Annotated in this window: 13 protein-coding genes; 1 reads left to right on the forward strand and 12 read right to left on the reverse strand. The window is 66.0% G+C overall.

Annotation, left to right across the window (positions count from 1 at the left end):
• Positions 1-146 precede the first annotated feature (146 nt).
• The 11 genes from cas2e to C516_RS0117405 form a co-directional block, all read right to left on the reverse strand.
• Positions 147-440, reverse strand: coding sequence for a type I-E CRISPR-associated endoribonuclease Cas2e (gene cas2e, locus C516_RS0117350; protein ID WP_342662986.1), 294 nt, complete (start codon positions 438-440; stop codon positions 147-149).
• A gap of 7 nt (positions 441-447) precedes the next feature.
• The gene (cas1e, locus tag C516_RS0117355; protein WP_018719689.1) at positions 448-1,374 is read right to left on the reverse strand and encodes a type I-E CRISPR-associated endonuclease Cas1e; all 927 of its coding nucleotides are present in this window, start codon (positions 1,372-1,374) and stop codon (positions 448-450) included.
• A gap of 2 nt (positions 1,375-1,376) precedes the next feature.
• A complete protein-coding gene (gene cas6e / locus C516_RS0117360; protein WP_026321270.1) occupies positions 1,377-2,078 on the reverse strand; it encodes a type I-E CRISPR-associated protein Cas6/Cse3/CasE in 702 nt (233 codons plus the stop codon).
• Positions 2,079-2,813 carry a type I-E CRISPR-associated protein Cas5/CasD gene (cas5e, locus tag C516_RS0117365; protein WP_018719691.1) on the reverse strand — a complete coding sequence of 245 codons (735 nt, stop codon included), beginning with the start codon at positions 2,811-2,813 and terminating at the stop codon, positions 2,079-2,081.
• A gap of 11 nt (positions 2,814-2,824) precedes the next feature.
• Positions 2,825-3,859, reverse strand: a complete 1,035-nt coding sequence (cas7e, locus tag C516_RS0117370) for a type I-E CRISPR-associated protein Cas7/Cse4/CasC (protein ID WP_018719692.1) — start codon at positions 3,857-3,859, stop codon at positions 2,825-2,827.
• Between the two features lie 28 nt (positions 3,860-3,887).
• Complete coding sequence (gene casB, locus C516_RS0117375) at positions 3,888-4,511, reverse strand: type I-E CRISPR-associated protein Cse2/CasB (protein WP_018719693.1); 624 nt, start codon at positions 4,509-4,511, stop codon at positions 3,888-3,890.
• Entirely contained in the window at positions 4,508-6,112 is a 1,605-nt protein-coding gene (casA, locus tag C516_RS0117380; RefSeq protein WP_018719694.1) for a type I-E CRISPR-associated protein Cse1/CasA, read from the reverse strand. The genes casB and casA overlap by 4 nt, the downstream gene beginning before the upstream one ends.
• On the reverse strand, positions 6,109-8,838 hold the full coding sequence (locus C516_RS0117385) for a CRISPR-associated helicase/endonuclease Cas3 (RefSeq protein ID WP_018719695.1): 2,730 nt from the start codon (positions 8,836-8,838) through the stop codon (positions 6,109-6,111). Before C516_RS0117385 ends, casA begins: the two co-directional genes overlap by 4 nt.
• 234 nt (positions 8,839-9,072) lie before the next feature.
• Complete coding sequence (locus C516_RS20075) at positions 9,073-9,330, reverse strand: ribbon-helix-helix domain-containing protein (RefSeq protein WP_018719696.1); 258 nt, start codon at positions 9,328-9,330, stop codon at positions 9,073-9,075.
• 850 nt (positions 9,331-10,180) lie between these two features.
• The gene (locus C516_RS20080; RefSeq protein ID WP_018719698.1) at positions 10,181-11,428 is read right to left on the reverse strand and encodes an MFS transporter; all 1,248 of its coding nucleotides are present in this window, start codon (positions 11,426-11,428) and stop codon (positions 10,181-10,183) included.
• Positions 11,429-11,500: 72 nt separating this feature from the next.
• Positions 11,501-12,343, reverse strand: coding sequence for a hypothetical protein (locus C516_RS0117405; protein ID WP_018719699.1), 843 nt, complete (start codon positions 12,341-12,343; stop codon positions 11,501-11,503).
• A gap of 247 nt (positions 12,344-12,590) precedes the next feature.
• Between C516_RS0117405 and C516_RS20085 the strand changes: the two genes are divergently transcribed.
• The gene (locus C516_RS20085; protein ID WP_018719700.1) at positions 12,591-13,508 is read left to right on the forward strand and encodes a LysR substrate-binding domain-containing protein; all 918 of its coding nucleotides are present in this window, start codon (positions 12,591-12,593) and stop codon (positions 13,506-13,508) included.
• A gap of 528 nt (positions 13,509-14,036) precedes the next feature.
• Here the strand turns inward: C516_RS20085 and C516_RS20090 are convergent.
• On the reverse strand, positions 14,037-16,229 hold the full coding sequence (locus tag C516_RS20090; RefSeq protein ID WP_040409704.1) for a TonB-dependent siderophore receptor: 2,193 nt from the start codon (positions 16,227-16,229) through the stop codon (positions 14,037-14,039).
• Positions 16,230-16,408: the final 179 nt, after the last annotated feature.

Consider the following 16,408-nt stretch of genomic DNA (forward strand, 5'->3'; position numbering starts at 1 on the left):
AGTCGGTTCAGCCCCGCGGGTGCGGGGAACACACTTCCCGTATCCTACTGATTTAGCGGGCGTTATGAGAAACGTGAAATTCCACCAGCCTTCGGGCGGCTTCCGACGCTTTCCAGATTTTTAAAGAACACCATGAAATCATGGAGTTACAAACCCTCCTCCGGTTCCGGCACGAACCGCACCAAACGCAGGCCTTCGTAGTCCACCGGAACACGGCGGTTGGGACCGCATGTCTGGAACTCGAAGCCCGACTCGTGCCGGCTCGCCCAGGCCATGACGACATTGCCGTCGCCGACCAGGGCATTGGCCTGCTCCCAGATCATCTCCCGCACCCGGCGGGAGACATCGCCCACGTAGACACCGGCGCGGACCTCCAGCAGCCACACCGCCAACCGGCCGCGCAGACGCGGCGGCACGTTCTCGGTAACGATCGTGAGCATCGCCATGCTATTTGCTCCTGTGACCGGCATCGCCGATGGCCTCGGCCTCCGGTATCGCAGGCGGCTGGGCTTCCGGCGCGGGCGGCGGTGGGTCGACACCACCGGCCGAGAGGACGTCCTCGATGAGCGGGATGATCCGCTGCAGTAGCCGTGTCTCGCGAAAGGACTCGCGACAGGCGATCCGGACCTCCCGGTCGGGACGGGAGGGGTTGCGCGCGGCGATACGGAAGGCCACCGGAACCACGGTCTCGAACTTGACGATATCCGCGATATCGTAGACGAAGCTCTGCGGCTTGCCGGTGTGCAGGAATCCGATCGCGGGGGCATAGCCGGCGGCCAGGATGGCGGCCTCGCAGACACCGTAAAGGCAGGACGTCGCCGCGGACAGGCACTTGTTGACGGGGTCGGACCGGTCCCAGTCGGAAGGGTCATAGCGCCGGCCCTTCCAGGTAATGCCGTACTGGCGGGCCAGCATGGCGTACATTTTGCGCACGCGTGCACCCTCGATCCCCCGAAGCTGATCCACCGAGCGCCGCGAGGGCGGCTCTTCCTGGAAGCGCAGGGCGTACATCCGGCGAACCACCCGGAGCCGCAACGTCTCCTCCAGCGCCAGGCGCGCCTGGTAAAGCAGCTTGTCGGAGCGCGCACCACCGGGCTGACCGGCCGAATAGAGGCGAACGCCGGCCTCGCCGACCCAGATCAGTAGGGTGCCGACGGTGGCCGCCAGCTTCACCGCCGCGTGGGAGATACGGGCTCCCGGCTCGAGCAGGATGCAGACCACGGCCCCCACGGGGATATGCATGCGCTCTCCGTTGACCTCGTCCACCACTACGAACGCACCGTCACGCACGTCGAGCTGGCCACGGCCGACGAACACCATGGACATCCGCTCCTTGAGCGGAATCGGCTTGAGTGGGACGAACTCGTCGGCCATGACTACACCGGACGGATCATCCACATGCCGCAGCCGAACGCCCTGCTGCGGCCGATACCCTCGGCAAGCGTCGTCCGGAAGCGCTCGGGGCTCGTGACCTCGATGATGCCCTCGTAGTCCACGCTGCTGAAGCGGATCTCGCGGCCGCGACGGCGGTAGGCGTGCTGTCGATAACCGCTGACCTGCGGCACCGCCGGCAGACGGTAGCCGGCCCGGTCACTACGACTCTCGTCGCCCAACCACCGGCGCGCCGCCTCGTCCATGTGCGCCTGGATGGCCGGCGGTTCCGTCACCCCGTCGTGGCGGGCCTGCCGCTTCGCGTCCATGAGGACATCATGGTGGCGTGAACGGCGGCGGCCCTCCTCACGCCGGGCAACGACGGGATTGGCCCGCAGACGGAAAGCCAGACACTGCCCGGTACGCAGACGCGGCTCGAAGGCGCGGCTCTCACAGTCGAGCAATCCCGGCACGGATCTCGGCTCGGCGGTGGACAGGACGTAGAACAGCGGCAACCCGCGTGGTTCCGCCACAGTATGCGAATCGCGCTCCAGCTCCTGGCGGAAGAGGAACGGCCGCTCTGCGTGATCGTCCGGAAACAGGCGCCATAGCAACTGATGATTGCCGTAGGCGTCGCCCTGCACGAGCATCTGCAACGCCTTCGGCCCAAGCCCTTCCGGCGCAACCCTGACTCTGGAGAGATACATTCAGGCACCCTCCGTGGTCGTATGCCAATGCTCGGGACGTGACGTGAACTGCCACCGCTCCCGGTTCAGCGGTTGATCCTGGGGGTGACGGGTTTCCTGCGGAGCGAGATCGCCCCCGTCGCCCTCCCAGGCGTAAGCGACCTCCCCGCTCATGCGCAAAAGGCGCCGCTCGTCATCACGCCCCAGCGTCGTGAACGCATCGAATTCGCGGGCAAACGCCCCGCGGACACCGCCGGCCTCCACCACGCGGGGCGCGAGCGGCGCCGCAGGCGGACAGGACTTGCGCCCCAAATAGAGCGGGAAACGCGGACGGCGCAGGGCGTTGACCATCGCCTCCAGGGTCCAGGGGCAGCCGGCTGCTGTGCGAACCGCAACCTGCCAGTAACCGTCGCAGCGATACTCGCGTGTGGAGAGGATGGTGTGCAGCCGATCACTCCGCGCGCTGAGCTCGTCCCGGCGGGTCATGCGCCACGCCTTGCGGTCCTGACCGGGAACCTGGGCGGTGTGATAGTCCTGGATCATCACGCCGGGGCTGAGCTGTTTCACCGCGACGATAACACCGTCCCGCAATGCCGCGAGCTGCGACTCATCGTCGCGGGTGATTCCGAGCGCGGCGGCGAGCAGGCCGATTATGGCGGAGCGTCCCGGGTGGCCCGAACTCCGCCGGACTTCGCCCGTCGCCGGCTCCCCCCAGCTCGCCAGGGGGCCGTATAACTGGAAGACGAGGTATTCCATGGACGCGCCCCCTAGCCCTGTGTAACGAAACGCTTGAGGGCGTCCAGGCTACCCTCGCCGGTCAGTGCGCTGAGACGGCAACGCCCGTCCGCGCACTCGCCGTAGACGGCGTCGAAGTTCGAGACCTGCCGCTCGAGGGCATCGACCGCATCATCCCCCTCGCCCTTCACCGGCTTGAGGAATGCGACGGAGAGGGAGCGGGGCTGCTGGGGACCACGCTCCGCCAGAACGTAGGATGCATAGGCACGGGAGCCGAAGCTGTTCTGCTTGCCGCGGGGCGAGACCTTCACCGCCGCCTCGGTGAGTGCCGCCATCGCACGGTCGGCGAGGGCCTCATCGCCATCCAGGTTGGCGACAAGCTGATCACGATCGATGCACAGGTAGCTGTAGAACAGGCCGGCGGCGAACCCCGTCTCACCGATATGGGCGGCGCCCATGTCCTCGTCGCCCTCGTTGAGGTCATCGACGGCGGTGAAGTAGTCGTCTTCCACCGCCACCCGGTGCACGGTTATCGCATGGGCCACCTGGCAGGCCGCCTCGACGTTGAAGCCCGGATCCGCCGCGAGCATGCGCCCGAACAGGGCGATATCGGCCGCCGAGGGTCTGTGCCGGAGGAGCTTCAGCTCCTCGTCGTCCGGCGCCCGGTTCTCCGCGATCAGGGTATCCGCGAGGGCGAAGACCGCATCGCGCTCCTCGGGACTGATATGCGCGAGCTGCTCGATATCGGCGCTGTCCTTCTGCTGGAGCTTGCCGAAGACGCCGGCGATGGCACGCGCCCATTCGTGCGCGGACTTCTCCTTGACCCCGCCATCGACCAGGTGCCGCTCGACGTCGGCGCCCAATCGCTTGGTACGGGTCCCGATATGGCCGGCGAGCGCCTCCTCGAACACCTCCGAGGTACGCCAGTGCCGCTTGAGGCTCTGTGAAGACACGCGGAGACGGTCGACACCACCCATGCGCGCGGTCTTGGGCCGCCCCAGATCGTCGCGGTTGAGGTTGGCCGGCGGATAGGAGGTCAACAGGTGAAGCTGGACGAAGTTGGTCATTACGGGTCACTCCCTGATCGCGAATCGTTCAAGCGGTATCACCAGCACGCGGGCCGGTCGGCAGCTGGGTGAAGTAGTCGTTGGCCCACCGCACGGCGAGCCGCCGGTCCGGGCGGGACGCGAAATCACCGCCCTTCTCCCGGTACCAATGGAGCAGGTCGTCGGCAAGCGAAACCACGTGCACCTCGTCGCCCAACAGGTGAACGGCCCGGCGGGCACGGCGCATCAGTTCGTGGAGGTCGCTGCTCTGCAGCAGCTGCTGGAAGCGCAGCTCGCTCACCCGCGGCTTGCCGCTGCCTCGTTCGCTCTCCGCGCCCATGGCGGCGGCGAAGCTGCTGCCGGGTGTATGGCGTCGCACCTCGGCAAGGACCGCTGCCACGCACCCCCAGGCCGGCATGTCCCACGACTTGCGGCGACCGGATGGCAGGGCGAACCACAGGCTGCGAAACCCCTCGGTAAGCAGCGCGTCGTCGGGGCTTTCCGCGCGCCGGAGCACGGCTCGAACCGCAGGGGAATAGCCCTTACGCGCGTCACTGTGCATCCAGGCAGGTTCATCCAGCAGACGCGCCCACCAGTGCAGCACGCAGTCCGCGACGCCGGACTCCCCGTCGCGATCTCGCAGTACGTGCGGACGGAACTCAAAGTCACTCATGCGGGCTCCTCCTGTGCAGCGGCCGCTTCCCTGAGGTGTTTCATCTCCCGGCCATTGCCGAGCCAACTGTTCAACCGGTTACGCGCGGCAACGACCCGTTTGAGGTCCTGGGCCTCCGTATCCCCGGCCAGGGCCAGGTCGTCGAAAACGCCGAGGGCGGCGGTGCGCACGGCCCGATGCCAGCGTCCGGCGATAGCGGCGGGCATCACCGTGCCGGCCGAATCCAGCGCATCCCCGAGCTTGCCGAGGCAGGCGTAGAACGCCGCACTGGTCGCCTCGCGGAAGCGCTGCTCGACGAAAGAGAAATCCCCTCGCGCGTCCCCCGGCCGCGCGAACCATGCCGCCTTCACGGCACTGCGTGTTCGCCACGCGGCGCCGTCCGCGGCGGCATCAAGCTGGCGCACCCACTCCAGGAGCCGGTCCCGGTCCGCCGTGTCCGCGGCGATCAATGGCATCTCCGTGCTGTACCAACCCCGGGGCTTGTTCTGCTTCATGTCATATCCGAACACCCACAGGCGTGCCCGTCGGCTCGCACCGCCAAGGCGGCGGAGCGCTCGGTACTTGCCGCGCTGGTAGTCCATGACGACCCTTGCCGGCAGGTTGCCTGCCTGCTCCGTGTCCTCCAGCGTCAGCGATTCCCAGTGCCGGTACCCCAGACCGCCCTGCTGGCCCTTTTGGGAAATCGGGGGATCGCTCTTGCGTGGGTCCTCCCGGTAGGGCGTCAAGGGATGGATCCAGCTTCCCGCGTAGTTGTAGCCATAGTTGGTCATGCGGATCTGGCGAATACCGCGCTCGGTGTCACGGCCACAGATCCGGCAATCCGTGTGCTCCCCGGCTGTCTCCAGGCGGATGCGATTGGGCATGGCCCAGAACACGTGCAGCGGGTGAACATCGTCCGGGGTGGTTACCAGCGTCGGCGACTTCGGCTCACTCGTGCGAGTGGACGCCAGCCACGGGAACACCCGCCAATCGTCCGGCTCGAAATCGTCGTAGCCGAGGGTGTCCCGCGGGAGGATGTTGAGCAGCAGCTTCCGCCACAGGGAGGCATCGTCCTCCCGGGGCAGGATCAGCGTGGTCAGCGGCCCACCGCCACGCACGCCGACCCGGTAGCCGGTGCCGCCCGCCGGACCGTTGATCTGGAGCGTGAACAGAGCGAGCGCCGCACATGCCGGGCAGAGCACTTCACCGACACCGCGCTTAACGAAGTGGTCCGTGTTCTGTTTGAGCCCCTGCTCGCCGGGCGATTCGATGAGCAGGGAGGCCACGGTCGTGATCTTCGCCTTATCGGGAAGTTGGAAGTCCTGCATGAACCGGGCGCCGTCCCCCAGGAGGCCGAACGCGGCGCGGTATGTTTCAAAGCGTTGGCGCAATGCCTCCGGCGACGGCGGCTCGCGCCAGAGTCGCCCCCACTCGCCGTGGTTCGCCGGGGCCGACGCGGTCTGCACCAGGCCGATAAGGAACTGCCAGGCGGCACCGCGAAAATCCGCCCGCGCCGGGGCGACATCGATGACATCAGGGTCGCCGATCACCTCCGGCGGCCCGTAAACGATACTGCCGTCCCGTCGCCTGAACGGCAGCCACGGATCGTCTATCAGATTCATGCCTTTCCTCCCGCAATGTCCTTTCGCGATAGCACTACTCCCAACTCCGGGTCGTAACGCGAGCGTTCGTCCGTCCCCGGGGCCTGCGGTAGCCAGAAACGAACATGCCGCAGAGACGGATATGACTCACGCAGGGCGTCGCCCTGTGCGGCAAGCCGTTCGGGCAGCGCCGGCAGGCGCTGCGCCTGGCTCTCGCGCAGGTTCACGATGCTCATCGCCCACGGATGACTCTCCCCGTCGTGCCAGGGTATCAGGACTTCGTCGCTCTCCTGGAGCAGCAGCACCTGAACGGTGCGTTCGTCCGACAACCGTGTGCCGATTTCCTGATCGTCGTCCCAGCCGGCACCGTCACCGGTGAACGTGTATCCCCTCTCCAGGCTCAGGGCGTTGAAACGTGCGCCCGACGCCGCGGTGCGCTGACCCGCATATTCCTCGTAGTGGGCATCCAGCAGTGACTCCGGCACGGACGGCTCATCGCCGTACACGGCCTCGAGCAGCGGGCGCGCCCGATCCGGGAGGCTGAGGCCTCCCTCCTCGCGCAACACCCGAGCGGTACACCACAGCTGGGCGGGGTCGGGGTAGACGTAGCTGGTACCGCGCAGGGCCGCACGGACCCAGTCCGACGGGGGATCGTCGGCCCACTCGGGGGCCAGGATATGCAGCACCGGTGCCGGCCGGTCGTCCGGTTCCTCAGGACGCCTGCGGTTGCCGCCGGCATCGCGGGCATGCCGGTGCAGACGACCGGCACGCTGTACGAGCAGATCGACCGGGGCGAGATCGGTGATCAGCACATCGAAGTCCAGATCGAGACTCTGCTCGACCACCTGGGTAGCCACCAGCACGCAACCGCGCCGGACCTCCCCCGTGGAGGGGCCGCCGAAACGGTCGAGGGCCTCGCTCTCTATGCGCTGGCGATCCCCCATGGTGAACCGGGCATGGAACAGCAACGCCCGGCCGCTGTCGTCCAGACGCTCCTGAAGCTCCTGGTAGGCCTCCACCGCATCGTCAACGGTGTTCCTGATCCAGCAGACGCACTGACCGGATCGGGCAGCCGCAACCACGATTTCCACGGCGCGTTCGGCATCGTGCACGAACTCGACCGGAAGCCGCCGCCCGCTTCCACGACGGGTCTCGACCGGCACCTCGGCAAGCCCCGGATCAGCCAGGTGCGTTGCGAGCGGAAATTCGTCGCGGACGGCCTCAACGGAGGACGTGTCACCCCGTCCCCGTTGCCACGCCTGTAACAGCTCGCGGCGCAGCACGGCGGGCATCGTCGCGGACAGGAGGATGGCGGAGCCACCCTGACGCACGTGCCCTTCCAGGAGCCCGGCGAGCAACGTCCTGGTGTAGGTGTCGTACGCATGCACCTCGTCGACAACGAGCACCTTGCGCGCAAGCCCCAGCAGCCGCAGGGACTGGTGCCTTCGCGGCAACACGCCGAGCAGCGCCTGATCGATCGTCCCCACACCGACCTCGGCGAGCAGGGCCTTCTTGCGCGTGTCCGCAAACCAGCTCCGGCACGCCACGCCGGCACTGTCCTCACCGGCCCCATACGGACGGTCAACGTTGGGTTCGGGCATGATGGACGCCTGAAACGTGTCGTTCAGATGGCGTGCCCCATGGGATAGTACGAGGGACGGATGATCGGTGTCCCGGAAAAAGCCGCGATAGTGCTGCCCCAGCCGACGGTACATCGCGTTGGACGTCGCCATGGTCGGCAGCCCGAAATAGACGCCATCCGCCTGCCCCGCTGCAAGCAGGCGGTGAGTCAGCGTCAGGGCGGCCTCCGTCTTGCCCGAACCGGTGATGTCCTCAAGCAGGAAAAGCTGAGGTCCGTCGGCAAGCGTGACGCTGGACGCCCAGGACTGAAGCGGCGACGGCGTGAAGCCGAACTCCTCCTGAAAACCGGGGAAGGGAACGGCTCGCGCGTGATCGACAAGCCCGCTGGAGGTCAGCGCTTCACGGGCCCGCGGGAGGGCGCAGGTCTGCCAGTACCGCTCCAGCGGCTGCGGCTCCGTGACGTAACGAAAGTAGTGAGCGTTTGACCCCAGCCAGTCAGCGAGCGTCGCCAGTCCCGCGATCTGCCAGGTTGCAGGCGCCAGGACCCGGGATCGCCAATGCTCGTCCGCGAGGTGCTCCCGCGGCCACACCGGCGGCAACAGGCGTGCCGCGTCGTCAGCAAAGCTCCTGAGTGCGGCACGGTCCTCCGCCGTGAAACGTGCCTCCATTAGGGATTGGCCCGGAGTCACGGGTTTGCCGTGATGCCCGAAAAAGCAGCCCATCCACAGGTCCAGGGCTGCTTCGGCTTCCGGGTCCAGCCAATCGAGCGGGTCGTTCTCCGGGCGCCCTGGGAGGGCAAGCACCAGATCCTCGGACCAGGCGAGCGCGCCCAGCGCATCATGGCGCTCGTGGTAGCTCATGCCGGGGACCGGTGGCACCAGCCCCTGCTCGTCCGGTTGCGCCAGACCCTGGAAGGTCCGGGAGAACTTACCTATATCGTGAAGTACCAGGGAAAAGGCAAAGAGCTGGCGAAAGGAGGCGGGCTCCAGCGCCAGCGACATCGCCATGCGCGCCGCGACCGACGGACACAATTCGAGGAAGATCCACCCGACGGCAGCAACATCGAGACAGTGATACGGAAGGAGATGGCACGGTACCGGCTGCTGGTCCCTGTCCGCCTTTGCCTTGCCCCAGTACCGCCAATAGCTGGACTTCGAAGCCGCCAAGCTACCCTCCCTGTAACCCGGACCCGCGGTGGCGGGCCGTCACCCCATTGCAACGTCCCTCAACCGTAGCACCACGTCGCCTCCGGTGCCGCCCACCAGGGCAATACCCGACATTTGTCCTGCCTGCCGAGTTTATTTAATCAGGAGATTTCGGGGCTATCCCGTCCGGATTCATCGTGGCCCCGGGACAGCCGTTTTTCGCTACACCAAGATGCCCACCATGGAAAAGTCCCATCACCAATCGCAGACTCCAGCTTCCGCCTCGCTCATGGCACTGGCAATATCGCGCGAGTCAGCCCGCAGCGCCTCGTCGTCATATACCGCACGCACTTGCTGTAAAAACACGGCGAGATGGCGTTCCCGCTCCAGGTTTTCCAGGTACGCGCGGATAGCTGCCCGGACGAGCTCCGAGCGGTATACGCCGTTCAGTGACGCCTCGCGCTCCGCCGCCCTGCGCAACTCATCGGGCACACGAACGTTCATCACCTTCATTGGCTCTCCCGCCCTATACCAGCAATCGACCAAAGCACCAGAATCCCCAAAGAGGTCCGCCCCTGTTTTCCGTCCCGAGCGCCGGCTCACAAACCTGTAACGGCTTCGTCAAAAGCGGCGCGGCGGAAAAACGGCATGGCATATCACTCGGATTGCCGCGAGAGGAACGACCAGCACCAGAAGAAGCACAACAGCGCCCAATAGCAGGTACCAGACAGTGGTCATCGCCTCCGCCACGGGGACCAAGGCCATCAGGGGCGCCTGTATGATGCGCATAGGACCACCGTGAGGCCCCCAGTAGTGAAGGCCGGTCGCGAAAAGCGCGAAATACGCGACTAACGACCAGGAGAGCGCGCGTTGAGTCCAGTCGCTCCATCCCCGCGATTCCCTATGCATTGCGGCCCCCGTCCATTGCTGTTCTTCGCCCTGAGAAACGGGTGGGTCCCGACATCCCCGAGGCACGGGATCGGGTAGCGGCACGACCTATAGGTCACCGGGTCAGCCGGGGCTTCTTCCGACGGTCAGGGGAGCCTGGCCCTTCGTTTTTGGAGGTCGCCATCCAACCGATAGGCGGGACGCCATACCCATAATCCGGAATTCTTAAGGAAAGGCTCCACCGCTGCAATCCGGGGGCTGCCGAGTCGGTCGGCTCACGCCGAGGAACTTATCTCAACGACCGGTACAAGGGTCGGGGAATACCCGGGTGACCGACGCCCAGCGCGCTCGCTCATGGCCGGTCTCTGCGACGTCGACCACCCGCCTGACTTTGAACCACGCTCCTACCGCTACAACGTATGCAGGCTGCACCGCTGACCGACGAGCTCAGGCGACGGGCTCGTAACCCATTTGTTCAGGAACGCGATACGCGCGGTGCAACGAGGCTTGCGTAGCCCAGGTACATGGCGATCACCCCCATGAGCACGGCTCCAGGCAAGCGATAACCGCCAGCAGCGTCAACCAGTGCACCGAAGACGATGGGGGTCACCACGATAGCTATCTGATTGATCGCCATGGCGATGCCAAGTGTGGTGCCGAGGCGTTCATGAGGGCTGATCTCGGTAATCCATGCTACCCATGGTCCATACCAGCCAAACCCGAAAAAGCCGAGCCAGGCCGAAGCTGCGTACAGCAGCACAGGGTCGGGGTCTATCGCAGGGACGAGCCCCACGGCCACCAGCCCTGTCAGGCAACCGACGGCGGTCGCCGCCACCATTACTGTTCGGCCACGAGCGATACGATCGCTCAATGCCGCTAGCACTATACGCCCCGCCGCGCCGGCAAGCTGCATGAGCAGCAGGTGAACCGCGCCCAATGTAAGTGGCATTCCCAGGCTGTCCCGGTAATAGAGTGCGAGAAACATCAACGCAATGGTCTGCAGCGTGATCAACACCACGCCGGCGAACGCTGCAAGTCGGAAGGCCGGTAACGCGAGAAGTGCACGCGCGTGCGAACGCATCGGAATAAAATCCGACGATCCTACCGGCAATGCCGCCCGCCCTTCGCGATTGGGCGAGTGGTACACCAGACAGAACAACGCGCCGCCGGCGAGCACGACTCCGGCGCCGGCCAGAAAGGCCGAGCGCCAGCCGAGATCATTCGCGATGCCCGGGAAAAGGGCAGCCGCCATCACGCCGCCAAGCGGTAGCCCGGCCTGCCGCAGGCCCATAGCCAACCCGCGCTCCCGCGGAGCGAACCAGTGGAAGACCGCCTTACTGCCACCTGGCTGAGCGGTGCTATAACCCACTCCCACAAACAGCAGGCACACCAACAAGCCGGCAAGCCCGGTAACCAGACCCGTGGCTGCCATGCTGAGCCCCATGACAAACGCGCCCGTGCCGATCACCAGGCGCTCGCCGGCCTGATCGAGCCACGCGCCGACGAACAGCAGGCCGAGCACGGGGGCGACATTGAGCACACCGGCCAAAGCGCCGACGCCGGCGTTGGTGAGACCAAAATCAGCCTGGATAAAGCCGCCGAGCACGCCAATACCCTGAGTCGAGACCGCAGCCGTCGTCTGCGCGGTCATCGCCGCGGCAAGCACCCACCAGCGATAGGGCCGGTCTTCAGGACGCTCCGACGTCGCTCGTACGCTCGCCATAGCGCTCCCTTTCCGCGCGGTCGCTTCGTACGCAGCGCGGGACGGACGCATGCCCGCGCTGTGGTCGTTTGTCTAGGCGTTTACGGCCGCGCTCGGAGGCTGTTCACTCGTCTGCTGCATCGCCTGTCGCAGGTGCTCGAACGAGCTCGCGATGCCGTGAATGTAGTCCCGGTTGCACCAACTAAGGGCCTCCCAGTCCGGCGCGATGTCGTAGGCTCGACAGTAATGAACCAGGCCTTCCACCATGTTGGCGAAATGGCCACTTTCAGTACCGCCCACATGCTCGAAGACGAACTGGAGATCCCGTTTGCGATTTTCCGCACTCAACCCCGGAACGAGGCTGTACCATTTTTTGAATAACGGCGCGATATAGGTGAATTCACCGTGGTTGTAGAGCTCCTCGGCGAGCGAGATCATCAGCGCCTGAACCATGTCTTCGCCGCGCTCTCGGTACTCGCGGGCTCGGGTCAAATAGTCGGTGGCTTCGGGCAGGCTGAAGCGCTGGAGTTTCCACGTGTCAGTGCCGCAGAATGCGGTGGCCATATCATCGTAGAGTGCAGCATGATTGCGGCCGCACAACCCCATGTCTTCGTTCGACACTTCAGCGATGCGTGCCGCGCTTTGAAAGAGGGAGGATTGGCGGGTGCTTTGACGTTCGGCCAGACTCGCCTCTTGAAGCAACCGGCAGGTCAAGGCACAAAAACTTCCTGCACCAATAGCGGGGTTTCGCCAGTTCTTGAAGAACTGACACCTCGCCGCCGACGGCCACGCCTGGCCAGCAACTTCCTCGAAGAACCGTTGAATTGCGTCGAGCATCGGCGCAGCTTCCACGTAGGTGCGCATTAGCACCACCCGCAGCGTCTCATCCTCCACCAGTTGGATTTCCGGTTCCACGATCTGCTGGATGTTCTTCATGGCAACTCTCCCGCGGCCATCATTCTGAAAGGGGCACTCAAACGCCTGCCCAACTCGACGTGAAGCGCGATAGTGGCTGACGAGGCGCATCCCTCCCTGTACGCGCGCGGTCGCCTCCGCCTTTTCACAGGCTCGTCAACGGGACACGGTCGCCACGGGCACGCACTTTCGACCATAGATGCGTGGACAAAATTGCCAAAATGAATTATCAGAGGGCACATCATGTGCAGACCCAATAGGCGCTGCTATGAAAGACCTCGATATCGATCTGCTGCGGGTATTCGTCGCAATCGCCGAGGAAGGCAGCTTCACCGGCGCGGGTCAGCGGCTCTATCGCACCCAGTCGACCATCAGCCTGCAGCTCAAGCGCCTGGAGCAGCGCGTCGGTCACCGCCTGGTACGGCGCACGCAGGGACGTGTGGGAGGCTTGACCGCGCTCGGCGAGACGTTGCTTGGGTATGCGCGCGAGCTCATTCGTCTCCATGGCGAGGCGACCGCCGCCCTCGGGGCACCGCGGCTCACAGGTATGGTGCGGCTGGGGTTATCGGACGAAGCGGCCCACCAGGACCTCTCCCAGGCGCTGGCCCGCTTTCAGGCGCGGCACCCACGGGTCCAACTCGAGGTGACCTGCAGTGCCTCCGATGAGCTCGAGGAACACGTCGCGACGGGCCGGCTGGACCTCGCGCTCATCAACCGCTGTGACAACGACGTGCCGGCGGAGCTGGAACTGGATCGCCTCTACCGCGAGGAGCTGGTTTGGGTGATGCACGAGGGCCTTCAGTGGCTCCCCGACGAGCCGGTGCCGCTGGTGTGTTTTCCCCAGGGCTGTGCCTATCGGGCACGCGCTATCGGTGCGCTCGATCGCCAGCACTTACGATGGCGGCCGGTCTATACCAGTGCGAGCCGCGAAGGTGTGTGGAGCGCCGTCGTCTCCGGGCTCGGCGTGGCAGCATTACCAATGCGTGGCATCGCCCCGGAGTCATCGAAAGTGATCACCGCTGCCGCCACCGGCTTACCGCCTCTCCCGCCGGTTACAGTCGCTCTCGTGGTAGCGACCGAACACAAGACCCAGGAGCCTCTTGCGAGCCTCAGTTCGCATGTTCGGCAACAGTTTGTGCGCCACGGAGTCTCGCGACACACGCCCGAAGCCGACGGGGTGTCCTAGCGGATACACACCCACAAGCAGGAGAGGCAATCGCGATACGCCTGTCGCTTGGCGTGGCCCTGATCATGCTCGCCCTCGGCGTCCAGCCTCCCATGACCGCGTGGCTCGACGAGCCGCCCGCGTGACTGTCGCTGCCCGCCTACGATGTGTTGACGGCTGGCATGCCGCTGGCTCTCTCCGCTGCATTGTGCCAGCGCAGTAATTCGCAGCGCCCTGTGGTCATATAACGCACCCGCTTCGTCGAAGAAAACGGCCAGATAGCGTTTCCGCTCCAGGCTTTCCGGCTCCCCGCGGATAGCGGCCCGGATAAACTCCGACTCGGGGATGTCGGCTGCCAGGAGCAGACGACCTACGGCCGTGCCACACCCCTCTCCCCTTGCGGGAGAGGGGCTCTCCCGGAACCAGCGGGTCTTGTGAAACCGCTTACAGCAGCCAACATCTCCACGGGCGGGTGACGCACGGGACAGCCGCGGGGTGCGGCTGACGGGCTTCCCCCGGAGGGGCCGGCCGTCCGTGGCCGGTTGGGTCCTACTTCCAGTTGTAGCTGACCGTCAGGGTCGCCTTGCGGCCCTCGCCCCACCAGCACCAGCCGTAGTCGGCGTAGCAGGAGGTGACGTATTTCTTGTCGGTGAGGTTGCTGACGTTGAGTGCCATCCGCCAGCCGTTCATGGACCGGTCGAAGGCGCCGAGGTCGTAGCGCACCGCGGCATCCAGGAGCGTGTACGAGGGGACCTCGACGTCGTTGGCGGAATCGGCGTACTGCTCGCCCACGTAGCGGACGCCGCCGCCGAGCTCCAGGCCACCCAGCCGGCCGCTGGCGGGGACGTCGTAGTCCAGCCACAGCGAGCCGGTGCGCTCCGGGGTCTGGATGGGGGCGTTGCCTTCCTGGTTCACACCGGCGCCGCTGGCGTTCGCCTCGGTCACCTCGGGGTCGAGCACGGTGAACACGGCCGAGACGCTGAGGCCGTTGCCCAGGCTCGCCTTGCCCTCCAGCTCGGCACCGCGCACGCGGATCTCGCCGGTCTGGACGCTGTAGGTGGGGTTCACCGGATCGGGCGTGGTGACGTTCTTCTGGGTGAGCTGGAACGCGGACAGGGTCACCAGCGCGTTCTCGCCCGGGGGAACGAACTTCACGCCCGCCTCCCACTGCTCGCCGCGGGTGGGATCGAAGGTCTCCCCGTTGCGGTCGGTGCCCGTCTCGGGCTGGAAGGACTCCATGTAGCTGACGTACGGCGAGAGGCCGTTGTCGAATTCGTAGAGCGCGCCCGCGCGGCCGGTGAAGGCGTGGTCCTCGAGGTCGCCGGTCTCGCTGCCCTCGGTGCGCGAGATCTGCTCGAAGTCGTCGTAACGGCCACCGAGCAGGAACACCCAGGAGCCGACCCGCGCCTGCTCCTGGAGGTAGCCACCGAGCTGCTCCGAGTCGGACTCGTAGTCGGTGCGCACCGGGTCGGTGATGGACTGGCTGTTGTCGGGGTCGTAGATGTCCAGCGTCGGCGCCGTGCCGAAGCCGGTGGCGCGGTCGTTGCTCTGGGTACGGTAGTCGACGCCGGCGAGCATCGTGTGGTCCCAGGCACCGGTATCGAAGCGCGCGATCAGCTGGTTGTCCACGGCGACGCCGTCGAGGTCCTCCCGCGAGGCCGCCGTGGCGCGGCTCAGGGTCCGGTTGTCCGCCATCAGCGAGGAGGCGTAGACGCTCTTGTAGTCGACGCGTACCCGCTCGTAGCGCACGTTCTGGCGGAAGCTGAGGACGTCATTGAACTGGTGATCGAGGGCATAGCCGATCATGCGCTGCTTGCGATCGAAGTCCTCGAAGCCGGTGTCGCCGTCGTAGAAGTCGCGGGGCAGCTCACCGTTGGGGTTGTCCAGCAGCGAGCCGTTGACCGGAACGGACCCGTACGCGGTCGATTCCGGATCCGCGCGATAGCTCGCGAGCAGGGTGATCGCGGTCTCGTCCGTGGGCCGCCAGGTCAGCGCCGGCGCGAAGGAGTAGCGCTCCTCCTCGGTGGTTTCCACCCCGCCGTCGGCGCTCATGCCGATGCCGGTCAGCCGGTAGCTCAGCCGGCCGTCCTCGCCCAGCGGTCCGCCCACGTCGAACGCGCCCTCGCGGAGATCGGAGGAGCCGATGCCCAGGCTGATCTCGCCGTGGCGCTCGTCCCGCGGGCGCTTGCTCACCATATTGACCAGCCCGCCGGGCGGCGTCTGTCCGTAGAGCACGGAGGCCGGCCCCTTGATGACCTCCACGCGCTCCACCAGGTACGGGTCCACCTGGGGCTCGGCGTAGTAACCGCCCACGGTGTACAGGCCATCCAGGTAGACCTCCGGCAGGAAGCCGCGCAGTCGCACCTGATCGTAGCGGGTGGCCACGTTGCCGCGAACCTCGGGCACGGTGCCCCCGGTGTAGCGCAGCACCTCGCGCAGACTGCGGGCGTGCTGGTCCGCGATCTGGTCCTCGCCGATCACGGTGACGGACTGCGGGGTCTCGCTCAGGGGCGTGTCGGTCTTGGTCGCACCGGCACTCTGGGTCGCGTTGTAGCCGGAGAAGGGGGCCCAGGCACTGAGGCCCTGGAGATCCCCCGCCTCGATGTTCACCTCGTCCAGGGTGATGGACCCCGATGCGTCGTCGCCGCTGTCCTGGGCGTGGACCGCACCGGCAATGAGCAGCGCGGTAACCGCGGGCACCCCCGCCCGGCTGCGCCTGCACGGGTGTTGGCTGGCTGGCATGGACCCTCCGATTTCCCTGACTGAAAGTGAATGACACTCATTCTCATAAACGGAGGGTATCGAACCGGTGTAGAAATGGAAAGAAAACGTATTCTTTTTCTTATAACCGGAGCAAGAACACCCCCCGCCGGCGCTCGCCGCCCTCTTCCACCGGCAACTCGACGGAGGACCGCCACTAC

Origin of the sequence: Arhodomonas aquaeolei DSM 8974 (genome assembly GCF_000374645.1) — a bacterium.
Lineage (GTDB): Bacteria > Pseudomonadota > Gammaproteobacteria > Nitrococcales > Nitrococcaceae > Arhodomonas > Arhodomonas aquaeolei.